The organism is Pseudocitrobacter sp. 2023LY-00077, assembly GCF_055796175.1.
Genome location: NZ_JBSPEI010000004.1, coordinates 187,590 through 209,718, shown reverse-complemented (window position 1 = coordinate 209,718; position 22,129 = coordinate 187,590). Strand labels below are relative to the sequence as shown.

Annotated in this window: 21 protein-coding genes, 1 pseudogene and 1 riboswitch; of the genes and pseudogenes, 11 read left to right on the top strand and 11 right to left on the bottom strand. The window is 52.6% G+C overall.

The genetic code is table 11. From position 1 onward, the window contains the following. Positions 1-335: 335 nt before the first annotated feature. From manX to mntP, 5 genes are all read left to right on the top strand, one after another. Positions 336-1,298, top strand: coding sequence for a PTS mannose transporter subunit IIAB (gene manX, locus ACWWFX_RS07355; protein WP_231827032.1), 963 nt, complete (start codon positions 336-338; stop codon positions 1,296-1,298). Between the two features lie 62 nt (positions 1,299-1,360). Continuing rightward, positions 1,361-2,161 carry a PTS mannose transporter subunit IIC gene (manY, locus tag ACWWFX_RS07350; RefSeq protein ID WP_276219923.1) on the top strand — a complete coding sequence of 267 codons (801 nt, stop codon included), beginning with the start codon at positions 1,361-1,363 and terminating at the stop codon, positions 2,159-2,161. 12 nt (positions 2,162-2,173) lie between these two features. Next, complete coding sequence (locus tag ACWWFX_RS07345) at positions 2,174-3,025, top strand: PTS mannose transporter subunit IID (protein ID WP_149462786.1); 852 nt, start codon at positions 2,174-2,176, stop codon at positions 3,023-3,025. Positions 3,026-3,077: 52 nt separating this feature from the next. After that, entirely contained in the window at positions 3,078-3,536 is a 459-nt protein-coding gene (locus ACWWFX_RS07340; protein WP_276219922.1) for a DUF986 family protein, read from the top strand. A gap of 197 nt (positions 3,537-3,733) precedes the next feature. Beyond that, positions 3,734-3,839: riboswitch (yybP-ykoY riboswitch) on the top strand. Between the two features lie 81 nt (positions 3,840-3,920). After that, positions 3,921-4,490, top strand: coding sequence for a manganese efflux pump MntP (mntP, locus tag ACWWFX_RS07335; protein ID WP_149462872.1), 570 nt, complete (start codon positions 3,921-3,923; stop codon positions 4,488-4,490). Here mntP and rlmA read toward each other — a convergent pair. The 6 genes and pseudogenes from rlmA to mgrB all read right to left on the bottom strand — a co-directional run bounded on the left by rlmA (position 4,487) and on the right by mgrB (position 8,924). Further along, complete coding sequence (rlmA, locus tag ACWWFX_RS07330) at positions 4,487-5,284, bottom strand: 23S rRNA (guanine(745)-N(1))-methyltransferase (protein WP_473223502.1); 798 nt, start codon at positions 5,282-5,284, stop codon at positions 4,487-4,489. The two genes, mntP and rlmA, sit on opposite strands and share 4 nt — an antisense overlap. Positions 5,285-5,347: 63 nt before the next feature. Next, the gene (ftsI, locus tag ACWWFX_RS07325) at positions 5,348-7,090 is read right to left on the bottom strand and encodes a peptidoglycan glycosyltransferase FtsI (protein WP_456145797.1); all 1,743 of its coding nucleotides are present in this window, start codon (positions 7,088-7,090) and stop codon (positions 5,348-5,350) included. A gap of 215 nt (positions 7,091-7,305) precedes the next feature. Beyond that, entirely contained in the window at positions 7,306-7,515 is a 210-nt protein-coding gene (cspE, locus tag ACWWFX_RS07320) for a transcription antiterminator/RNA stability regulator CspE (RefSeq protein ID WP_001062678.1), read from the bottom strand. A gap of 12 nt (positions 7,516-7,527) precedes the next feature. Further along, a pseudogene (locus ACWWFX_RS07315) lies at positions 7,528-7,672 on the bottom strand (DUF2627 domain-containing protein). Positions 7,673-8,416: 744 nt separating this feature from the next. After that, entirely contained in the window at positions 8,417-8,707 is a 291-nt protein-coding gene (locus tag ACWWFX_RS07310; protein ID WP_015964065.1) for a YebO family protein, read from the bottom strand. Positions 8,708-8,780: 73 nt separating this feature from the next. Beyond that, a complete protein-coding gene (gene mgrB / locus ACWWFX_RS07305; protein ID WP_015964064.1) occupies positions 8,781-8,924 on the bottom strand; it encodes a PhoP/PhoQ regulatory lipoprotein MgrB in 144 nt (47 codons plus the stop codon). Positions 8,925-9,088: 164 nt separating this feature from the next. On the opposite strand from mgrB, the gene ACWWFX_RS07300 reads away from it, so the two are divergent. Next, positions 9,089-9,328 carry a YobH family protein gene (locus tag ACWWFX_RS07300; RefSeq protein ID WP_149462791.1) on the top strand — a complete coding sequence of 80 codons (240 nt, stop codon included), beginning with the start codon at positions 9,089-9,091 and terminating at the stop codon, positions 9,326-9,328. 46 nt (positions 9,329-9,374) lie between these two features. On the opposite strand, the gene kdgR is transcribed toward ACWWFX_RS07300, so the two are convergent. Next, entirely contained in the window at positions 9,375-10,166 is a 792-nt protein-coding gene (gene kdgR / locus ACWWFX_RS07295) for a DNA-binding transcriptional regulator KdgR (RefSeq protein ID WP_149462792.1), read from the bottom strand. A gap of 177 nt (positions 10,167-10,343) precedes the next feature. On the opposite strand from kdgR, the gene ACWWFX_RS07290 reads away from it, so the two are divergent. Next, positions 10,344-11,717, top strand: coding sequence for an MFS transporter (locus ACWWFX_RS07290; RefSeq protein WP_473223501.1), 1,374 nt, complete (start codon positions 10,344-10,346; stop codon positions 11,715-11,717). A gap of 31 nt (positions 11,718-11,748) precedes the next feature. On the opposite strand, the gene htpX is transcribed toward ACWWFX_RS07290, so the two are convergent. The 4 genes from htpX to ACWWFX_RS07270 all read right to left on the bottom strand — a co-directional run bounded on the left by htpX (position 11,749) and on the right by ACWWFX_RS07270 (position 16,182). After that, positions 11,749-12,633: a protease HtpX gene (gene htpX / locus ACWWFX_RS07285; protein WP_015964060.1), complete on the bottom strand. Its 885-nt coding sequence runs from the start codon at positions 12,631-12,633 to the stop codon at positions 11,749-11,751. Between the two features lie 202 nt (positions 12,634-12,835). Next, positions 12,836-14,884 (bottom strand): carboxy terminal-processing peptidase, encoded by a 2,049-nt coding sequence (prc, locus tag ACWWFX_RS07280; protein ID WP_231827027.1) that lies wholly within the window; start codon positions 14,882-14,884, stop codon positions 12,836-12,838. Positions 14,885-14,903: 19 nt separating this feature from the next. Further along, a complete protein-coding gene (gene proQ, locus ACWWFX_RS07275; protein ID WP_015964058.1) occupies positions 14,904-15,587 on the bottom strand; it encodes an RNA chaperone ProQ in 684 nt (227 codons plus the stop codon). Between the two features lie 97 nt (positions 15,588-15,684). Then, positions 15,685-16,182, bottom strand: coding sequence for a GAF domain-containing protein (locus tag ACWWFX_RS07270; RefSeq protein WP_276219916.1), 498 nt, complete (start codon positions 16,180-16,182; stop codon positions 15,685-15,687). A gap of 144 nt (positions 16,183-16,326) precedes the next feature. On the opposite strand from ACWWFX_RS07270, the gene yebS reads away from it, so the two are divergent. From yebS to ACWWFX_RS07250, 4 genes are all read left to right on the top strand, one after another. After that, a complete protein-coding gene (yebS, locus tag ACWWFX_RS07265; protein WP_473223500.1) occupies positions 16,327-17,610 on the top strand; it encodes a membrane integrity lipid transport subunit YebS in 1,284 nt (427 codons plus the stop codon). Beyond that, entirely contained in the window at positions 17,579-20,212 is a 2,634-nt protein-coding gene (locus ACWWFX_RS07260) for a PqiB family protein (RefSeq protein WP_276219914.1), read from the top strand. The genes yebS and ACWWFX_RS07260 overlap by 32 nt, the downstream gene beginning before the upstream one ends. A 78-nt stretch (positions 20,213-20,290) precedes the next feature. Further along, positions 20,291-21,727 carry a 16S rRNA (cytosine(1407)-C(5))-methyltransferase RsmF gene (gene rsmF, locus ACWWFX_RS07255; protein WP_473223499.1) on the top strand — a complete coding sequence of 479 codons (1,437 nt, stop codon included), beginning with the start codon at positions 20,291-20,293 and terminating at the stop codon, positions 21,725-21,727. A gap of 116 nt (positions 21,728-21,843) precedes the next feature. Continuing rightward, positions 21,844-22,083: a YebV family protein gene (locus tag ACWWFX_RS07250; RefSeq protein ID WP_015964053.1), complete on the top strand. Its 240-nt coding sequence runs from the start codon at positions 21,844-21,846 to the stop codon at positions 22,081-22,083. Positions 22,084-22,129: the final 46 nt, after the last annotated feature.

Below are 22,129 nucleotides of genomic sequence, written 5' to 3'. Positions count from 1 at the left end.
GTGAAAAGGCGTCGGTGACGGTCCATACTTTGGGCTACTGCCCTTTACTCCTGCAAAATTAAACGGAAGCTAAACATAGCAAAAACTGATCACAATTTGGCAAAGATTTACCTGTCTTTGCAATAACTACGATTATTTTTTGCGCCGCAAAATAATTGGCCCCCTTTGACTAAATTACGGATCTTCATCACATTAATTATTTTTTCACTATCTAAAATAATTCTCGGCAGTTATTAATTTTTTCTCTCAAACCCTTATCTGAATCGATTCGGTAACGACATCGCTTCAACAAGCATCAGCCCGCCTGATGCAACGATAATAAAAGGAGGTAGCAAGTGACGATTGCTATTGTAATAGGCACACATGGTTGGGCAGCAGAACAACTGCTGAAGACGGCAGAGATGCTGTTGGGCGAGCAGGAAAATGTGGGTTGGATCGATTTCGTACCTGGCGAAAATGCCGAGACGCTGATCGAAAAATACAACGCACAGCTGGCAAAGCTTGATACCAGCAAAGGCGTGTTGTTCCTCGTTGATACCTGGGGTGGAAGCCCGTTCAACGCGGCCAGCCGAATTGTCGTTGATAAAGAACAGTATGAAGTCATCGCGGGCGTCAACATCCCGATGTTAGTGGAAACGCTGATGGCGCGTGATGATAACCCATCGTTTGATGAACTGGTGGCGATTGCCGTTGAAACCGGTCGTGAAGGCGTGAAAGCGCTGAAAGCGAAGCCGGTTGAAAAAGCCGCGCCTGCCCCGGTCGCAGCAAAACCTGCGGCACCGGTTAAACCAATGGGTGAGAATGACTATATGGTCATTGGCCTGGCGCGTATCGATGACCGTTTAATCCACGGCCAGGTCGCAACTCGCTGGACCAAAGAAACCAACGTCCGCCGCATCATCGTCGTCAGCGATGAAGTTGCCGCAGATACCGTACGTAAAACCCTGCTGACGCAGGTTGCTCCTCCGGGCGTAACCGCGCATGTGGTTGATATTGCCAAGATGCTTCGCGTCTACAACAACCCGAAATACGCGGGTGAACGAGTGATGCTGCTGTTCACGAACCCGACGGATGTCGAACGCCTTGCTGAAGGTGGTGTGAAATTCACCTCCATCAACATCGGTGGTATGGCCTTCCGCCAGGGTAAAACTCAGGTGAATAACGCCGTTTCGGTCGATGAAAAAGATATCGAAGCGTTCAAGAAACTGAACGACCGTGGTATCGAACTGGAAGTCCGTAAGGTCTCCAACGATCCGAAACTGAAAATGATGGATCTGATCAACAAGATTGGCAAATAAGCTATCTCGTTGATTGTCACTCAGTTTTCACACTTTAGTCTTACGTTTATAGGAGAAGTACAATGGAGATTACCACTCTTCAAATTGTGCTGATATTCATCGTTGCCTGTATCGCAGGTATGGAGTCAATCCTCGATGAGTTTCAGTTCCACCGTCCGCTGGTGGCATGTACCCTGGTCGGTATCGTTCTGGGCGACATGAAAACCGGTATCATCATCGGCGGTACGCTGGAAATGATCGCCCTGGGCTGGATGAACATCGGTGCGGCGGTTGCGCCTGACGCCGCGCTGGCATCCATCATCTCAACCATTCTGGTTATTGCAGGTCAGCAGAGCATCGGCGCCGGTATCGCGCTGGCGATTCCTCTGGCTGCGGCAGGCCAGGTTCTGACCATCATCGTACGTACCATTACCGTGGCCTTCCAGCACGCAGCGGATAAGGCGGCCGAAAACGGCAACCTGACGGCGCTCTCCTGGATCCACGTCTCCTCCCTGTTCCTGCAGGCGATGCGTATCGCTATCCCGGCAGTGATCGTGGCGGTGTCCGTGGGTACCAGCGAAGTGCAGAACATGCTGAACGCGATTCCGGAAGTGGTCACCAGCGGCCTGAACATCGCCGGTGGTATGATCGTTGTCGTCGGTTACGCCATGGTTATTAACATGATGCGTGCAGGCTACCTGATGCCGTTCTTCTACCTGGGCTTCGTGACTGCTGCCTTCACCAACTTCAACCTGGTTGCACTGGGTGTGATTGGTGCGGTAATGGCGATTCTGTACATTCAGTTGAGCCCGAAATATAACCGCGTTGCGGGTGCTGCGGCTCCGGCTGCTGGCGCGAACGATCTTGATAACGAACTGGACTAACAGGTGAGCGACATGGTTGATACAACTCAAACTACCACCGAGAAAAAACTCACTCCGAGCGACATCCGTGGCGTGTTCCTGCGTTCAAACCTGTTCCAGGGTTCATGGAACTTCGAACGTATGCAGGCGCTGGGCTTCTGCTTCTCCATGGTACCGGCGATCCGTCGTCTGTATCCTGAGAACAACGATGCGCGTAAACAGGCTATCAAGCGTCACCTGGAATTCTTTAACACCCATCCGTACGTTGCGGCACCGGTTCTGGGCGTAACGCTTGCAATGGAAGAACAGCGTGCTAACGGCGCTGAAATCGACGATGCGGCAATCAACGGTATCAAAGTCGGTCTGATGGGCCCGCTGGCTGGCGTCGGCGACCCGATCTTCTGGGGTACTGTGCGTCCGGTCTTCGCGGCGCTGGGTGCGGGTATCGCGATGAGCGGCAGCCTGCTTGGGCCTCTGCTGTTCTTCATCCTGTTTAACGTGGTGCGTCTGGCTACCCGTTACTACGGTGTGGCGTACGGCTACCGTAAAGGTGTCGATATCGTTAAAGATATGGGCGGCGGCTTCCTGCAGAAACTGACTGAGGGGGCGTCAATCCTCGGCCTGTTTGTCATGGGGGCATTGGTTAACAAATGGACGCACGTCAACATCCCGCTGGTGGTTTCGACCATTACCGGTCAGGATGGTCAGACGCGTGTCACTACTGTGCAGACCATCCTGGACCAGCTGATGCCGGGCCTGGTGCCGCTGCTGTTGACCTTCGCCTGTATGTGGCTGCTGCGTAAGAAAGTCAACCCGCTGTGGATCATCGTTGGCTTCTTCGTCATCGGTATCGTGGGCTACGCAATCGGCCTGCTGGGTCTGTAATATCTGTTGTACGCCGGGGGCTCAGGCCCCCGGTTTTTTATTCGGAGGCTTAATGACAATAACGGATTGGGTACTGGTTTTCTTCATCATCGCACTGCTGGCTTTCGCAATTTACGACCAGTTCATCATGCCCCGCCGTCATGGCACCACGCTGCTTTCTATCCCCCTTCTGCGTCGAAACCGTATCGATGGCGCAATTTTCGTCGGTCTTATCGCGATTCTTATCTATAACAATATCAACAATAATGGTGCGCAAATCACCACCTGGCTGTTATCGTCGCTGGCATTGATGGGACTTTATCTGTTCTGGATCCGCAGCCCAAAAATCATTTTCAAATCGACAGGCTTTTTCTTCGCCAATATCTGGATCGAATATCCACGGGTGAAACAGATGAATTTATCCGAGGATGGCGTGCTGGTGATGCAATTAGAACAACGGCGTCTGCTGGTGCGTGTGAAGAATATTGAAGACCTCGAAAAGATCTCTAAACTTCTTCTTTCTGCTCAATAGGTTGTAAATATAGCCAGTGCTATAATTGTGCTATTTTCAGGCACTTTTAATATAGCGTTGGCTATATTCCCTCAAAAAATGAACGATAATAATTAACGTTTTTCTCACCTTATTTCGCAAATGAAAATCGTTATCATTTAGTTAAAAGAAATAACACTTTCTGTTCTTGGTTTATATTCTAAAAATATGTTAAGGTTGCGTCCGTCGTTGGGGAGTAGCCGATTTTCAGTCATCTGAAAATGTACGTGTCAACATACTCGTTGCAAAACGTGGCACGTGCGAACCATTCAACCCAGAATGGTTAGGCGAGACCATAGATGCACTTACTGCTGTTTACTGGGGGCAGGAGTGTGTCATATGGATATTCCCGGTCTGGACGCTCTGATGAACGCATACGCAATTATTCTCCTCGCCCTTGGCATGTCGATGGATGCTTTCGCTGCATCGATGGGTAAAGGCGCCACGCTCCACAAACCAAAATTCTCTGAAGCCATTCGTACTGGGCTTATCTTTGGCGTTATCGAAACCCTGACTCCGCTGATTGGCTGGGGGCTGGGAATGCTCGCCAGCCGCTTTGTGCTGGAATGGAGCCATTGGGTAGCGTTCGTGCTGCTGGTCTTTTTAGGCGGACGTATGATTGTCGAAGGTTTCCGGGGCGACGATAGCGATGAAGATTGCGAACCTCCCCGCCGTCACGGTTTCTGGTTATTAGTGACCACCGCGATTGCCACCAGCCTTGATGCGATGGCAGTCGGTGTCGGCCTGGCGTTTTTACAGGTCAATATTCTGGTGATGGCGCTGGCCATTGGCTGCGCAACCTTCACCATGTCCACGCTTGGCATGATGATTGGTCGCTTTATCGGCCCGCTGCTCGGCAAACGGGCTGAAATTCTGGGCGGTATCGTACTTATCGGCATTGGCGCAGAAATTCTCTACAGCCATTTCGCCGGTTAATCGTCCAAACGCTGCCAGACATGAATAGCAAAATCGGTCTGGCAGTCAAAGTGTTCCTGCCCTTTCAACGTCTCCCACACCTCCGGTTTTGCGCGCCAGGCAAACGGCGTCATCTGCAATAACGTCACCGCTTCCGCCCCGCTTAACTGCATCGGATACGCTAACGCATCGTGCGTTTGCAGCGCAAAGCCTGGCAACGTTTCCGAATGCGGGGCATGCAGCTGGACTTCGTCATAAATCAGCCCTTTTAGCTCAACTAAATGTCGCGGCCCCGGCGTAACGGTAATCACCCATCCGCCCGGTTTAACGACGCGCGCCAGCTCTTCAGGGTTGCAGGGTGCGTAGATACGGACCACCACGTCCATGCAGTTATCTTCAAACGGCAGTCGCTGGCTGGAAGAGACACAAAAATCGACATTCGCGTAACGCTTTGCCCCGGCGCGAATGGCGTTCTTTGCCACATCCAGGCCCCACGTGTGCCCGGCAATTTCGGCAAAAGCATGAGTGTAGTACCCTTCCCCGCAGCCGATATCCAGTAATTGTGCTGGCTTAATCTCGTCAAGCTTCGCGCAAATAGCATCGCGTAAAGGTTGATAGTGCCCGGCATCAAGGAAAGCGCGGCGCGCCTGCATCATCTCTGCGCTGTCGCCTGGATCGCGGGAACGCTTATGCTGCACGGGCAGTAAATTGACATAACCTTCTTTCGCCATATCAAACTGATGGCGTTGAGGACAGCAATAGCTGTTTCCGCTGCGGGTGAGCGGTGCGTGGCAGAGCGGGCAACTCCAGGACATAACAACTCCGGGGAACATTCAAAGGGCGAAAGTGTACCGCTTTTCGCCCCTGAGTGGGAGGATTTACAGCGCAGGTGCCCCCGCAGGGGCGTGCATTACAATCAAATTATCTGAGCCCTGGGGTAAGCCATCCGGCATGACGTTTTCCAGACGTAACACATCGCCCATAATCTGACTGAATACTGGTGCGGAAACCGCCCCGCCGTAATACTGCCCGTTCTGCGGTTCGTTGATCACAACGACCAGCGCAAACTGCGGGTTGCTGGCGGGCGCGACACCTGCGGTATATGCGACATATTTATCGACATACTTCCCGTCGTCGCCAATTTTCTTGGCGGTCCCGGTTTTCACCGCTACGCGATAATCACGAACGGCGGCTTTTGTCCCGCCGCCGCCCGGCAGCGCGACGCTTTCCATCATATGTTCAACCTGATGCACCAGAGGTTCGGGCATCACCCGATGACCGATGACGGGGGGATCAATACGGGTAATCGACAGCGGACGCGAAATGCCAAAGCCGCCAATGGTCGCGTAAACGTGCGCGAGTTGCAGCGGCGTGACCATTAAGCCGTAACCAAAGGCGAATGTCGCGCGATCCAGCTCGCCCCAGTAACGACGATGCGGTAACAATCCCTGACTTTCACCGGTTAAGCCCAATCCGGTCGGTTCGCCAAAACCAAACGCGGTGTAGGTGTCCAGCAGCTTTTGTACTGGCATCGCCAGCGACAGTCGCGATACGCCCGTGTCGCTCGATTTCTGTAAAATACCGGTTAGGGTGAGCTCCGGATAATAGCCCACGTCACGAATGCGATGGCCGTCCAGCATATAAGGATGGGTATCGACGACACTATCCGGGCGAACAATACCCTGCTGAAGCGCGGTCATGATCACCAGCGGTTTCACGGTGGAACCGGGTTCAAACGTGTCGCTGATGGCGCGGTTACGGAAATCATCCAGCGTGGCCGTTTCGCGATTGTTCGGGTTGTAGTCCGGGTAGCTCGCCATAGACAAAATTTCACCGGTGTCGATTTTCACCAGTACCGCTGCGCCAGACGCGGCTTTGTTCCAGCGCACAGCGTTATCCAGCGCGTCTTCCGTTACCGTTTGCAGACGCTCATCAATACTGAGCTGAATGTTATGCGCGGGTACGGGGGCCATTTCGGTAATGTTTTCGATTACCCGGCCAAATTTATCTTTACGCACCTGACGCAAACCCGGTTTGCCAATGAGCTGGCTGTTAAAGCTTTTCTCAATACCTTCAATGCCCTGATCGTCGACATTCGTAAAACCTATCAGGTTCGCCGCGACGTGGCCGGCAGGATAAAAGCGGCGTGACTCTTCACGCAGGTTAATGCCTGGCAGATGCAGCTTATCAATCCACTGCGCCTGAAGCGGGTCCACCTGGCGGGCAAGATAGAGAAATCGGCTGTGCGGGTGCGCATTGACGCGGGCCTGTAATGCGCTTAAGGAGAGATTTAATGCTTTTGCCAGCGCCTGCCAGCGGTTATCGAACCCCACACCGCCCTTCTCAATCAGGGTTTGCGGATCGACCCAAATCGCGCTAACCGGCACGCTCACTGCCAGTGGCCGGTTTTCGCGATCGACAATCATGCCACGTGGCACATCAATCGGTTCTTCGCGTACCGAGCGCATATCTTCCTGCTTGACCAGGTTATCGGGGGAGACAATTTGCAACCAGCCAACTCGCGCAAGAAGGAAGCCCAGACAGCTTAAAATACCGGCGCACACCAGGCCAAACCGGACGGGGGTAAAATGAGGGGGCTTCCCTCGGGATTTATCTTGCACTCTGACTCCAGCGTTAAAAAGCAACGGACTGATTTAACAGGAATAGTTCAGAGATTTATCGCGCAACAATGCTAATAAGATCGCGGATTTGCAACAAAGGACGACCAGAAGGGAAATCAGAAACACTTTGCAAAGAATGTAAAAAGCCCCGCGGTTGCGAGGCTTTAAGGCTGATTATGATGCGCGCACGCATCAAAGCATCAGTGGCAGTCGAATCAGATTGCAGTTACGTTAACTGCAGCTGGGCCTTTCTGGCCGTCCTGAATTTCGAACTCAACGTTCTGGCCTTCAGCCAGAGTTTTGAAGCCGTTACCCTGGATTGCAGAGAAATGTACGAATACATCTTTGCTGCCGTCAGCAGGAGTAATGAAACCAAAACCTTTAGACTCGTTGAACCACTTAACTTGACCTTTAATCTTTGCCATTTGCAAAATTCCTTAGAGTGTTTTCTTCGCCCGTGGGCGCATTCATAGATAAAACTGAGACATGACTGCATGAGGCACTAATATAAGGTTCGGCAGAGAAGCGGTATTCAACGTCAACGTGTTTACTCAGGACTTCTTTACTGATAATGCCATACATAGACAGAACTGTACCTCGTTTAACCCAAAACGTGTTATCACATACAACGTTAATAATGGCAAGCCATTTTTAAACGTGTCTCGATCAGCCGCACAAATCATACAACAATCATTTGATCGACTACGCATTTATGCGGCAAACAGTTGTCTGACGCGCTCCGGCTCGTGTCTTTTATCTCACCTACCTCACGGTAACGTAAGACTTTTTTACCATAGTCCAACATTTTCAGTACGTCCAGAAAAGCGAAGCGGCATCAACATTTTTTTATATCGTTAGAATATTTTCGAGCTAATTTTCGAAAGGTGCATTTTGATAACCGGTTATAAGTAAGTAACGTTTCGCTATACTGCTGCCGTGACTCACACCAGCCAAATAATGTACTTAGGTTGCACCAAAATAATGAACGTTTAATGACATAACGTTATCACCGCGCAATAAAAACGTTTCGCTAATACCGTACGGCAAATGCAGCTAGTAAGTTGCGCAAATAAAACAGATATCCGTCACTCATACATTTGGGTGATGGATAATTGACCAGGCTGTTTGGCTGGTAAAAAATTAATTATAAATACAATTAGATACGAACACGTGATTGAGAAACGACACTGGACCTGCGTTGAGACGCTTCAGGAAGATGGATAAGAGGGAGAGGTAATACCGTTGTTCAGACTGCGTGCACCGCGGCGGTGCAACCTACGGACTCCGGCAGCCTGGTGAGACAGCCGGAGTGAAGAGGAGAAAAGATTATCGTTCTGCCACCAGGCGAATGAAATCATCTTCATCTTCGTTTTTTGCTTCAACGGCTTTCTCTTCGACTGCCGGTTTTTCAGGTTCATTGGCTTCACAGAGTCGACGCAGCAGCGCATTCTGACGCTTTTGCTGATCCAACAATGCTTCAAGCAGTTCAATTTGCTCACTGGTGCGCGAACTTGCGCGGTTAACAAAGAACCAAAGTACCAGCCCCACGACCAACAGCAGAACAGATACCACCACAGACGCCAGATTTAATGCCCCAGAACTTACTAGATCACTCATTTCACCACCTCAAAAGGAACGGGCTATTCTACCACTCGTATTAAGGAAGGAAATCGTTGATGGCAAAAATGTTTTACCAGGGAATGAATTTGTTGATGCTGCAGATCCCGTTAAAGAACTGAACATCCTGGTCGCACAACACGTTGAGCGTCTGAGTCCAGAGCAGCAAACAGGCCGCCAGTACGACAATCAGTAACACCCACCGAAATTTTTTCACTCCACACTCCACGACATATAGCATTAACAGACGATCAAATTAACACGGACATCTTAAACCGCGGCTAACTGTACAGATAAATTCTGCTTTTAGGAATCATGGAGTTGTCTCGCAATATTGAAAAGCTACTCTATTATCAAGGATAGAAAAGACGTGAGGATGTCATGAGATTTGCGATCAGAACAATTATTATACTGGCCATTGTCTGGATTGGCATATTGCTGAGCGGTTATGGTGTTTTAATCGGCAGCACGGAGAATGCTGGCGGTTTGGGGCTACAATGTAAATATCTGACCGCACGAGGCACCAGCACAGCACAATACGTTCATTCCAGCAGTGGGATCATTGGCCTGACCGATTGTCCGGTCCTGCGAAAAAGTGAAACTGTGGTCGATAATGGATAAACAAACGCCGCGAACATCGCGGCGTTTTTTTTGATTAAGCGCTTAATCAAAACGGATAATCGTTATAGCCTAACTGCTCTGAAATCTTACGCGCCGCCGTATGCAGCATCGCCACATACTCGTGCAGGCGCTCTTCAGAGAAACGCAGCGTCGGGAACGAAATACTCAAACCCGCAATGACCACGCCAAATCGGTCAAAGACCGGTACGCCAATACAGCGCAGACCTTCTTCCTGTTCTTCGTTATCTTCCCCATACCCCTGCTGACGAACCAGATCCAGAACCGGCATCAGTTCATCGGTGCTGGTGATGGTGCGATCGGTGCTGTGCTTATATTCTACGTCCTGCAGAATTTCACGCACTTCATCGCGGTCGCGCCAGGCCAGCAGCACTTTACCAATCGCGGTGCTGTAAAGCGGGTTACGACGACCTACGCGAGAGTACATACGCAGGTTGTACATCGAGTCAATTTTATGGATATAGACAATACTGTCTTCGTCCAGCGCACCAAGGTGAATCGTCTCTTTCGTCAAACGCGAGAGTTCACGCATCTGAATGTCTGCGCTACGAATTAAATCAACGTTCTGTAATGCGCGCGCGCCCAGCTCAAACAGCTTAAGCGTTAACGAATACTTTTCAGATTCCCCTTCCTGGGCAACGTATCCCAATGATTTCATGGTCTGCAAAAAGCGATAAACAGTGCTTTTCGACATCATGACACGCTGCGACAGTTCGGTAATTCCGATTTCGCGCTCTTCACCAAGCGCCTGCAGGATGCCAAAAACCTTCAATACTGAAGAGACAGAATCTGGCTGTTTATCCAAATCTGCAACTGCCATTTATCACCTCATCGCAACTGTTTTATAAAAATTAGAACCGGTTTTTATTATAATTTCGCAAAGCGTTCGTCGCAATGAATCTTCTGCAACCTGGTTACAAATCTGCGACATACAGCCGAATAATCAATGCTAAAATAGTTTTCTGACAAATAATTTCTTAAAAACCGCATTTTTCTCATGGATAAAAAAATCTCAGATGGCTTACCTGTCCCTCAACGGTATGGCGCTATCTTAACCATTGTGCTCGGTATTACGATGGCGGTGCTCGATGGGGCTATCGCCAACGTTGCCTTACCGACAATTGCCAGCGATCTGCATGCCTCACCGGCAGCGTCTATCTGGATAGTCAACGCCTATCAGATAGCTATCGTCATCTCGCTGCTGTCACTGGCTTTTCTGGGGGACATGATTGGCTATCACCGGATCTACAAAATCGGCCTGATTGTCTTTACCCTCGCGTCTGGGCTGTGTGCGATGTCGAATTCGCTGGAGATGCTAACGCTTGCGCGCGTGGCGCAGGGCCTTGGCGGCGCGGCGCTCATGAGCGTGAATACGGCGCTCATTCGGCTCATCTATCCACAGCGCCAGTTGGGGCGCGGTATGGGGATTAACTCGTTTGTGGTTGCCGTCTCCTCAGCGGCCGGGCCGACCATCGCGGCGGCGATTCTGTCAGTCGCGTCATGGCAATGGCTATTCCTTGTGAACGTGCCGCTGGGCATTATCTCGTGGGTGCTGGCGGTGCGTTATCTGCCCGCAAACGGTTCGCGCAGCCAGGCCACGCGCTTCGATCTGCCAAGCGCAATCATGAATGCCCTGACGTTTGGTCTGCTGATCACCGCACTGGGCGGGTTTGCGCAGGGGCAATCGACCACGCAGGTGGTCGCGGAAGTGGTGCTGTTACTGATTGTCGGTTTCTTTTTCATCCGTCGTCAGTTGCGTTTACCCGTACCGCTATTACCGGTCGATTTACTGCGTATCCCGTTGTTCTCACTCTCTATTTGCACGTCTATCTGTTCTTTCTGCGCGCAGATGCTGGCGCTGGTATCGCTTCCCTTCTTCCTGCAAACCATGATGGGGCGCAGCGAAGTGGAAACGGGCTTGCTGCTGACGCCCTGGCCTTTAGCCACCATGGTAATGGCGCCGCTGGCCGGGTATTTAATTGAGCGAGTCCACGCCGGATTCCTGGGCGCGCTTGGCATGGCGGTAATGGCCTGCGGATTGTTTGCGCTTGCTCTGCTGCCTTCATCGCCTTCCGATCTGGATATCATCTGGCGCATGATCCTGTGCGGCGCAGGGTTCGGTCTGTTTCAGTCACCCAACAACCACACCATTATTTCCGCCGCACCCCGGCAGCGAAGCGGTGGCGCCAGCGGGATGCTGGGTACGGCTCGCCTGCTGGGGCAAAGCACCGGTGCGGCGCTGGTGGCGTTGATGTTTAATGCGTTTGGCGATAGCGGGACACATGTGTCATTGCTGCTGGCAGGAAGTCTGGCGGTAGTTGCAGCGCTGTTTAGCGGCTTGAGGGTGACGCAACCGCGCGTACAGAGCTAAAAAAAAGCGCCTCGATTGAGGCGCTTTTTCATTATTTCAGGTACTCACCGGTACGCAGCGCTTCGATACGCTTGTCCAGCGGCGGGTGAGTCATAAACAGCTCACTCAGCGTTTTGGACTTACCGTTGATGCAGAAGGCCATCATGCTGCTGGCTTCCTGCGGTTCGTAGCTGGTTTTCAGACGTTGCAGGGCTGCGATCATTTTTTCACGCCCTACCAGGCGCGCTGAACCAGCATCCGCGTGGAATTCACGGTGACGCGAGAACCACATGGTAATAATGCTGGCCAGAATACCGAACACCAGTTCAAGGACCATTGAAACCGCAAAATAGATAAGCGGGTTACCGTTACCACCCTCTTCACCTTCATCACGGTTACCGCTCAGGAAACCGGCGGCAATCTGCGCAATGACGCGCGAGATGAAGATAACAAAGGTGTTCACCACGCCCTGAATCAGCGTCATGGTCACCATATCACCGTTAGCCACGTGGCTAATCTCGTGCGCGATGACCGCTTCCGCTTCGTCACGGCTCATGTTCTGCAACAGACCCGTACTGACCGCTACCAGAGACGCATCACGGCGCGCGCCGGTGGCAAAGGCGTTGATATCCGGCGCATGATAGATAGCGACCTGCGGCATACCAATACCGGCCTGACGCGATTGTTGCGCCACGGTGTCCATCAGCCAGCGCTCCGTTTCGTTGCGCGGCTGCTCAATCACTTCCCCACCCACAGATTTCAGCGCCATCCATTTCGACATCATCAGCGAAACGATAGAACCACCAAAACCAAATAGCAGAGCCATAATCAGCAGGCCCGTCATGCTGCTCGACTGAATTCCTGTCAGGCTTAGCACCAGCCCAAACACAACCATCACAGCAAGGTTGGTCAACAGGAAGAGCGCGATTCGCATCATAATTTACTTTTAACCTCGTTTTAACAAAACGCACTATGCGATTACCCACATCGTATGGGTATTAATACAATTTTCAACTATCCACGGCGGGTAAGTCACGAGAAAGACACAACTTTACATTTTTTCGCACACTTGCTTACGCGCGGTTTAGAGATGTAAAAAAACAGGCACAATCGCTTGTGCCTGTTTTATTTAGGGAGAATTACTTGCTGGTCGCAGGTGTTGCGGCTGGCCTGTCTTTTTCAAGATGCGCCAGGTCAACCGCGATATTCACGGTTTCATCCAGATAGGGATCCGGCTCCTGATAATCCTTCGGCAAATCGTCGATGTTCTTCAGCAACGGTTTTCCATCGCGTTTGTAGCGATCGTTAACGCGAGCCAGACGTGTTGCATCATCTTCCAGATTCTCTTTTTCACGCTGAGCGTAATTCAAAGAGACAATATTGCGCTTATCTTTCATCGCATTAAAGCGCGCAATATCCTTCATGATGTACTGGAATTCAGGATCTTTCGCGATACGCGCATTGTGCAGCTTCAGCAGTTCCGGACCAAACGGTGTTAAATCATCGGATTTCACATAGGTCGCGGCATCAATGCTGTCCCACGGCAATGCGTTATCTTCAAACTTCTCGCCCGTTTCCGTCTCTTCCGAACCGGTCGGCATCAGGATATCCGGTGTTACACCTTTACGTTGCGTACTGCCGCCGTTAATGCGGTAGAACTTCTGAATGGTGTACTGCACGGAACCCAGCGCTGGCCATTCCGGGCGCAGCATTTGATCGTAAATGCGATTCAGAGAACGGTATTGCTGAACGGTGCCTTTCCCGAAGGTCGGTTCACCGACGATCAGCGCGCGTCCGTAGTCCTGCATGGCAGCAGCAAAGATTTCAGATGCCGAGGCGCTGAAGCGGTCAACTAGCACCACCAGCGGGCCTTTGTAGTACACCACGCCGTCGTTATCGCTGTCTTCACGCACTTTGCCGTTGTTGTCACGCACCTGCACAACCGGGCCGGACGGAATGAACAAGCCAGAGAGCGATACCGCTTCCGTCAATGCCCCGCCGCCGTTGGTACGCAGATCGATAATCACGCTGCTGACGTTCTGTTTTTCCAGCTTCTGCAACTGCACCTTAACGTCTTCCGTCAGGCCAACATAGAAACCAGGGATGTCGAGCACGCCCACTTTCTCTTTGCCGACGGTTTTCACCGACATCTTCACGGCACGGTCTTCCAGACGAATGCGTTCGCGCGTCAGGGTGACGATTTTGGTTTTCGCACCTTTACCCGCAGGCAGAATTTCCAGACGAACTTTACTGCCCTTCGGCCCTTTAATCAGCGCCACGACATCATCCAGACGCCAGCCGATCACATCGACCATGCCTTTACCCGCCTGGCCTACGCCGACAATTTTATCGCCAACCGTAATCGCTTTACTCTTCGCCGCTGGCCCACCGGCCACCATGGAATTGATTACCGTGTAGTCATCATCCATTTGCAGCACGGCGCCAATACCTTCCAGAGACAGGCTCATTTCGGTATTGAACTGTTCGGTGTTGCGCGGAGAGAGATAGTTGGTATGCGGGTCGATTTCGCGCGCGAAAGAAGTCATCGCCAGCGAGAAAACGTCTTCGCTGTTGGTTTGCGCCAGACGACGAATCGCGAACTTATAGCGACGCGTCAGGGTCTCGCGGATCTCTTTTTCATCTTTCCCGGTCAGCTTCAGGCTCAGTTCATCGAACTTGACCTTGCCATCCCACAGGGCGTTCAGCTCGGCTTCATCTTTTGGCCATGGCGCTTTTGCCCGGTCAAGATTGAAGGTGTCGTTGCCGGTGAAGTCCATCGGGCGTTCGAGCACTTTCAGCGCGTACTGATAACGTTCAAAACGTCGCTTTTGTGCCAGATTGTAGAGATCGTAAAACACGTCGAGCTTGCCCGAGCGCAGTTCATCGCCAATCTGTCCTTTCTTCGAAGCAAACTGCGCAACGTCGCTGGCCAGCAGGACGTTGTGACTGTAATCGAGCAGGTTCAGATAGCGGTCAAAAATCTTGGCGGAAAAGGACTGGTCGAGATCGAACTGACGGTAATGAGAACGGGTAAAGCGCGATGTCACGCGCTCGCTCACCGTTGCGTGCTGAGTCTCTTCCTTAAGAATCGGAATTTGATCAACACGAGTAATATCTTCCACCGCTAAGGCGTGGCCTGTTATTAAAAACAGGCCAGCGAGGGCGGAGAGCCTAAAAAGTTTGTTCATGCCTGGCCCGGCCTCCGTTTCAGAACACCAGGTGTTCTGCGCGTACTATCATTGACATACCAGAAGTAAGCTGCACGCGGACACCATCTTTGGTGATTTCCAGAATCGTGGCGTCCATTGCGTTATTGCCCGCTTTGACTTTCAGGGATTGACCAACGGTCAGCGCAGAAATGTCGGAAACAGGAGTAAGCTTTTCTTCGCGTACTTCGCGTACGGCTTTCGCAGCAGGTTTAGCATCGCGTGGTTTACGCTCAGCGTTTTCTTTGCGGCGAACCGGAGGACGCGGCTTACGCTCGCGACGCGGTGCATCGCCTTCACCCGCAGCAGCGGCAGCTTCGCGTTTTTTCGCCTGCTGTTCAGCACGCTGAGCCTGAACACGCGCTTTGGCTTCTTCAAGCTGCTGACGAGCATGGGCAACGTGCTGCTCGTCGAGTTCACCGCAAGGGTTACCGTCGAGGTCGACACGTACTGCGCCAGCTTTGATACCGTAAAGGTAGCGCCAGCTTGAAGTATAAAGACGTAATGCGGAACGTAATTGGGTTTTGCTGAGGTTCATCTCACCATCAACACGCTCGACAAGATCCTGAAAAATACCGACTTTCAGAGGACGAGCTTCACCTTCGGCACTGAAGCAGTGCGGAAAACGTTCGGCCAGAAATGCGATAACTTCTTTACTGCTATTCAACTTAGGTTGATTTTCCATGAAATTTCCTGATTACAACGGACGTAGCCAACAAGCCGCAGGCATGAACAGGCGACATTATAATGACGCCATCGCTAAATGCTACGTTATCCGTTGATTATCCTTCGACGCGGGCAAAGAATTTTTGATAATCGGTGCCAGCAAGCACATTTTCGAGATGACCGACCAGTTCACGCAGGCCCTGTTCGTCCTCTTCGCTGAAGCGTGAAAAGAGCGGGCTATCGATATCCAGCACGCCAATCACCTCTCCGTCAACCACCAGCGGCAGTACGATTTCGGAGTTACTGGCGCTGTCACAGGCGATATGACCGTCGAACGCGTGCACGTCTTCTACGCGCTGCACTTCATTCTTCGCCACCGCCGTACCACATACTCCCCGGCCAACCGGAATGCGCACGCACGCCAGCTTGCCCTGGAATGGCCCCAAAACCAGCGTATTGCCTTCCAGTAAATAAAAACCTGCCCAGTTAACATCCGCCAGACGTTCAAAAAGCAACGCGCTGGTGTTAGAGATTACAGCTAGAAAACTGTTCTCACCTGCCATCAATGCCTGAAAATCACGGTTAAGATCCGCGTAAAGTTCTGTTTTGTTCATTATTAAACCACTATTGTCTACTTCAATTACTGATACTATCGACGACGCATACCCCTATAAAATAAGCATTAAATGCGTCAGGGCTCAAGTTCAATCCATTCATGAGTTAAGATAGAGTTATACATTCATTCTACGATGTAATAAATGCCACTAAAAACATCACGCATTACACCGACACAGAAAATTCGTATTCATGCGATGGGTGATCCTATCCCGCAGGCACAATACCAACGTTGCCCGCAGTGCGATACGCTTTTTCAGTTACCGTCGGTTAAATCGCACCAATGTGCCTATTGCCCGCGCTGCAATGCCAAAGTTCGCGACGGTCGCGACTGGTCGTTAACGCGTCTTGGCGCAATGGCGATTGCCATGATGCTGCTGATGCCGTTCGCCTGGAGCGAGCCATTGCTCCGTCTGCATCTGCTTGGCGTACGCATCGACGCAAACGTGCTACACGGTATCCAGCAAATGACCGCCCAGGGCGATCCCATTACCGCCGCAATGGTGCTGTTCTGTAGCGTCGCCGCGCCAGCGGTATTGGTTATCGCCATCGCCTATCTCTGGCTTGGCAATATTCTGGGCATGAACCTGCGCCCGGTGCTGCTGATGCTGGAGAAGCTCAAAGAGTGGGTGATGCTGGATATTTATCTGGTAGGGATCGCCGTTGCGTCTATTAAGGTACAGGATTACGCCTTCCTGCAACCAGGTCTCGGCCTGCTGGCGTTTATTTCTCTGGTGATCCTCAGCATTCTGACGCTTATCCATCTGAATATCGAGGAGCTCTGGGAACGCTTCTATCCTCAACGCCCGGTCACCCGCCCCCATGAAGGGCTGATGGTGTGCCTGGAATGCCATCACACCGGCTTCCCGGATTCGCGCGGGCGCTGCCATCGTTGCCACGTTCCACTCTCCAGGCGGCGTCGCCAGAGTCTGCAGAAATGCTGGGCAGCGCTGATTGCCTCCGTCATCTTTCTGTTACCGGCAAACTTTTTGCCGATATCAATTATTTACGTTAACGGCGGGCGACAGGAAGATACCATCATGTCGGGGATTCTTTCTCTGGCGGACAGTAACGTCGCCGTCGCCGCCGTGGTATTCTTCGCCAGTATCCTGGTACCGTTTACCAAAATCATCGTGTTGTTTACGCTGCTGATTAGCATTCATTCCAAATGTGAACAGGGTTTACGCACGCGAATTCTGTTACTGCGATTCGTGACGTGGATTGGTCGCTGGTCGATGCTGGATCTGTTTGTGATCTCGTTGACCATGTCGCTGATTAATCGCGATCAGCTTCTCGCCTTTACAATGGGCCCGGCGGCTTTTTATTTCGGTGCCGCGGTGATATTGACTATTCTTGCTGTTAATTGGCTGGACAGCCGCTTACTTTGGGACGCTCATGAGTCAGGAAACGCCCGCTTCACCGACTGAAGCGAAGATTAAAATTAAACGTCGCATTTCACCTTTCTGGTTGCTTCCGATCATCGCGCTGATGATTGCAGGCTGGCTCATCTGGAACAGTTACGAAGATCGCGGCACCACTATCACCATCGACTTCATGTCGGCGGACGGTATCGTTCCTGGCCGTACGCCTGTGCGCTATCAGGGGGTGGAAGTGGGTACGGTGCAGGAAATTCGCCTGACCGAAGACCTGAACCGTATCGAAGTGAAGGCCAGCATCAAAAGCGATATGGAAGACGCGCTGCGTGATGATACGCAATTCTGGCTGGTGACGCCGAAGGCCTCTCTGGCCGGTGTTTCCGGGTTGGATGCGCTGGTCGGCGGTAACTATATCGGCATGATGCCCGGCAAAGGTAAAGCGCGCGATCACTTCACCGCGCTGGATACGCAGCCAAAATATCGTCTGAATAACGGCGAGCTGATGATTCACCTGCACGCGCCGGATCTCGGTTCGCTCAGCAGCGGCTCGCTGGTCTATTACCGCAAAATCCCCGTTGGACGCGTGTACGATTACGCCATTAATGCCAACAAACGCGGGGTGACCATCGACGTGCTGATTGAGCGCCGTTTCACCAATCTGGTGAAAAAAGGCAGCCGCTTCTGGAATGTGTCGGGTATCAAAGCAGACGTCGATTTGAGCGGTGCGAAGGTGCAGCTTGAAAGCTTAACCGCGTTGGTTAACGGGGCGATAGCCTTCGACTCACCGGAAAATTCAGAAGTGGCTGCGCAAAATGACGAGTACGGTTTGTATGAAGATCTGGCCCACAGCCAGCGCGGCGTTATCGTTAAATTGCAGCTTCCCAGCGGTCAGGGGCTGAAAGCGGGTTCTACTCCCCTGCTCTATCAGGGGCTGGAAGTGGGTCAGTTGACCAAACTGAATCTCAATACCGACAGCTCCGTGACGGGCGAAATGACCGTTGACCCCAGCGTGGTCACGCTGCTGCGCGAGAAAACGCGCATTGAACTGCATGAGCCAAAACTGTCGCTGGAGAACGCCAATCTCAGCATGCTTCTCACCGGAAGTACCTTTGAGCTGGTGCCGGGCGAAGGCGAGGCACGAGACAGCTTTACGGTTCTCCCGGCCAGCAAAACGCTGTTACAACAGCCTGACGTCATGACGCTCTCCCTGAGCGCGCCGGAAAGCTACGGCATTGATGCCGGGCAACCGTTGATTTTGCACGGCGTGAAGGTCGGCCAGGTGATGGAGCGTAAGCTGACGAATAAAGGCGTCACGTTCACCATCGCAATCGAGCCGCAATATCGTGAGCTGATCCATGGCGACAGCAAGTTTGTGGTGAACAGCCGCGTCGATGTCAAAGTCGGTCTTGATGGCGTTGAATTCCTCGGCGCGAGCGCCAATGAATGGCTGAGCGGCGGGATCCGCATTCTGCCGGGTGAAAAAGGCGAGATGAAAGCCGATTATCCGCTGTACGCCAACCTCGAGAAAGCGCAGGAAAATAGCCTGAGCGAGCTGCCTACTTCTACTCTCACCCTGACAGCTGAAACCTTGCCGGATATTCAGGCGGGGTCCGTGGTGCTGTATCGCAAGTTTGAAGTGGGTGAAGTGATTACCGTAAGCCCTCGCGCTAACGCATTTGATATCTCGCTGCACATCAAACCGGAATACCGTTCCCTGTTGACGCCGGACAGCGTGTTCTGGGCCGAAGGCGGTGCAAAAGTACAGCTGAACGGAAGCGGGTTAACCGTTCAGGCCTCGCCGCTGTCCCGTGCGCTGAAAGGCGCGATCAGTTTCGATAACCTGAGCGGCGCGGGTGGTAATACCCGTAAAGGCGACAAACGTATCCTGTTCGCGTCTGAAACGGCGGCGCGTGCGGTAGGTGGCCAGATTACGCTGCACGCCTTTGATGCCGGGAAACTGGCGGCAGGCATGCCAATTCGTTATCTGGGCATTGATATTGGACAGGTACAAACGCTGGAACTGAACGCCGGGCGCAACGAAGTTCAGGCGCGCGCGGTGCTTTATCCGGAGTATGTGAATACCTTCGCGCGTCGCGGCAGTCGCTTCTCGGTTGTGACGCCGCAGATTTCCGCTGCCGGTGTAGAGCACCTCGATACCATCCTGCAACCTTACATCAACGTTGAGATGGGCCAGGGTTCGCCACGTCGCGAATTTGAGCTGCAGGAAGCCACCATCGCCGACTCCCGCTATCTCGACGGGCTGAGTCTTGTGGTGGAAGCGCCGGAAGCCGGTTCGCTGGGCATTGGCACCCCGGTGTTGTTCCGTGGTATCGAAGTGGGCACGGTAACGGGTCTGACGCTGGGGTCGCTTTCTGACCGCGTGATGGTTGAACTACGTATCAGCCAGCGTTATCAGCATCTGGTGCGCAACAACTCAGTCTTCTGGCTGGCTTCCGGTTACAGCCTCGACTTCGGCCTGACAGGGGGCGTGGTGAAAACCGGCACCTTCAATCAGTTCATTCGCGGCGGTATTGCCTTTGCCACGCCGCCAGGCACACCGCTCGCGCCGAAAGCGCAGGCAGGCAAACACTTCCTGTTACAGGAAGAGGAGCCGAAAGAGTGGCGCCAATGGGGCACCGCCCTGCCACGTTAATGTTAAACGCCCCGGTGTCACTGCGCCGGGGCGTTTATGCTAAACTGCACGCTCTCTGTTTACGTGTGGTACTCCCCAGTGGCTCAAAACTCTGTCTTTCTTCCCGATGAATTCCTCGCGCAGATGCGTGAGGCCATGCCTGCTCACCTCGCCTTTGATGATTTTATTGCCGCCTGCCAGCGCCCGCTGCGCCGCAGTATTCGCGTCAATACATTGAAAATCAGCGTTGCCGATTTCCTGGCACTGGTCGCCCCTTATGGCTGGCAACTGACGCCGGTGCCCTGGTGTGCGGAAGGTTTCTGGATTGAACGCGAAGACGAAGAGTCACTGCCGTTAGGCAGCACCGCTGAGCACCTTAGCGGTCTGTTTTATATTCAGGAAGCCAGCTCGATGTTGCCGGTCGCTGCGCTGTTTACCGGGGACGAGCTGCCAAAACGGGTGATGGACGTCGCCGCCGCTCCCGGATCGAAAACCACCCAGATTGCCGCTCGCATGGGCAACCAGGGTGCAATTCTCGCCAATGAGTTTTCCGCCAGCCGGGTAAAAGTTCTCCACGCCAATATCAGCCGCTGCGGTATTGCCAACGTGGCGCTGACCCATTTTGATGGCCGCGTCTTCGGTGCGGCAGTACCGGAAAGTTTTGACGCTATTCTGCTTGATGCGCCGTGTTCCGGCGAAGGCGTAGTGCGTAAAGATCCCGACGCGCTGAAAAACTGGTCGGTACAAAGTAATCTTGAGATTGCCGCCACGCAGCGAGAGCTTATCGACAGCGCTTTTCACGCACTGAAACCTGGCGGTACGCTGGTCTATTCAACCTGTACGCTCAATCGCGACGAAAACGAATCGGTGTTGGCCTGGCTGCTGGAACAGTATCCGCAGGCTGTGGAAATCGAATCGCTGGCAACCCTGTTCCCTTCAGCTAAAGAGGCGATCACGCCCGAAGGTTTCCTCCACGTCTTCCCGCAAATTTACGATTGCGAAGGCTTCTTCGTTGCCCGTCTGCGTAAAATCGCCTCGGTCGAGCCTCTGCCAGCACCGGGCTATAAAGTGGGTAAATTCCCGTTCACACCGATGAAAACCCGCGAATCCGCCGCCGTCACTGAGGCAGCCAGTCAGGTCGGACTGTTCTGGAATGACGCGCTTTCCCTCTGGCAGCGCGATAAAGAGATTTGGCTCTTCCCGGCAGAGATTGAACCGCTGCTCGGAAAAGTCCGTTTCTCGCGCATTGGCCTCAAGCTTGCCGAGACGCATAACAAAGGTTATCGCTGGCAGCACGAAGCGGTGATTGCGCTGGCCGAAACCGACAAACTGGGGCATGAGCTGACGCAGACTGAGGCACAGGAGTGGTATCGCGGGCGCGATATCTACCCAGAAAATGTGCCAAATCACGACGATGTGGTGGTGACGTATCAGGGCTTCCCGCTTGGGCTGGCGAAGCGAATCAGCTCACGGTTGAAAAACAGTTATCCGCGCGAACTGGTCCGCGACGGCAAACTTTTTGCCGAAAAACCCTGATAAGCGCGCAAAAATAGCGCACTTTTTGACTGGCGATATTCTCTTCGTTGGCTACGCTAAAAAATGGGCGACCTGAACTGGTCGTACCACAATATCAGCGACCAACGGAGAGCATCATGAGTAAAACCAACGTACGCATCGGCGCATTCGAGATAGATGATGCCGAACTGCACGGCGAGCAGCACGGTGAACGAACGTTAAGCATCCCCTGTAAATCCGACCCTGACTTATGCATGCAGCTAGACGCCTGGGATGCCGACACCAGCGTCCCTGCCGTACTCAACGGCGAACACTCTGTCCTTTACCGTAAACATTACGACCAACGTTCTGATGCCTGGGTACTGCGCTTCGCATAACCCAAAAGGAACCCGCCCACAGGCGGGTTATTTATTTGCATAACCT

Excerpts from the sequence above, each read along its gene's own strand:
- manY (WP_276219923.1), top strand. The coding sequence starts at position 1,361 with ATGGAGATTACCACTCTTCAAATTGTGCTGATATTCATCGTTGCCTGT.
- ACWWFX_RS07345 (WP_149462786.1), top strand. The coding sequence starts at position 2,174 with ATGGTTGATACAACTCAAACTACCACCGAGAAAAAACTCACTCCGAGC.
- ACWWFX_RS07340 (WP_276219922.1), top strand. The coding sequence starts at position 3,078 with ATGACAATAACGGATTGGGTACTGGTTTTCTTCATCATCGCACTGCTG.
- mntP (WP_149462872.1), top strand. The coding sequence starts at position 3,921 with ATGAACGCATACGCAATTATTCTCCTCGCCCTTGGCATGTCGATGGAT.
- rlmA (WP_473223502.1), bottom strand. The coding sequence starts at position 5,284 with ATGTCCTGGAGTTGCCCGCTCTGCCACGCACCGCTCACCCGCAGCGGA.
- cspE (WP_001062678.1), bottom strand. The coding sequence starts at position 7,515 with ATGGCAAAGATTAAAGGTCAAGTTAAGTGGTTCAACGAGTCTAAAGGT.
- ACWWFX_RS07310 (WP_015964065.1), bottom strand. The coding sequence starts at position 8,707 with ATGAGTGATCTAGTAAGTTCTGGGGCATTAAATCTGGCGTCTGTGGTG.
- ACWWFX_RS07300 (WP_149462791.1), top strand. The coding sequence starts at position 9,089 with ATGAGATTTGCGATCAGAACAATTATTATACTGGCCATTGTCTGGATT.
- kdgR (WP_149462792.1), bottom strand. The coding sequence starts at position 10,166 with ATGGCAGTTGCAGATTTGGATAAACAGCCAGATTCTGTCTCTTCAGTA.
- ACWWFX_RS07290 (WP_473223501.1), top strand. The coding sequence starts at position 10,344 with ATGGATAAAAAAATCTCAGATGGCTTACCTGTCCCTCAACGGTATGGC.
- htpX (WP_015964060.1), bottom strand. The coding sequence starts at position 12,633 with ATGATGCGAATCGCGCTCTTCCTGTTGACCAACCTTGCTGTGATGGTT.
- prc (WP_231827027.1), bottom strand. The coding sequence starts at position 14,884 with ATGAACAAACTTTTTAGGCTCTCCGCCCTCGCTGGCCTGTTTTTAATA.
- proQ (WP_015964058.1), bottom strand. The coding sequence starts at position 15,587 with ATGGAAAATCAACCTAAGTTGAATAGCAGTAAAGAAGTTATCGCATTT.
- ACWWFX_RS07270 (WP_276219916.1), bottom strand. The coding sequence starts at position 16,182 with ATGAACAAAACAGAACTTTACGCGGATCTTAACCGTGATTTTCAGGCA.
- yebS (WP_473223500.1), top strand. The coding sequence starts at position 16,327 with ATGCCACTAAAAACATCACGCATTACACCGACACAGAAAATTCGTATT.
- ACWWFX_RS07260 (WP_276219914.1), top strand. The coding sequence starts at position 17,579 with ATGAGTCAGGAAACGCCCGCTTCACCGACTGAAGCGAAGATTAAAATT.
- ACWWFX_RS07250 (WP_015964053.1), top strand. The coding sequence starts at position 21,844 with ATGAGTAAAACCAACGTACGCATCGGCGCATTCGAGATAGATGATGCC.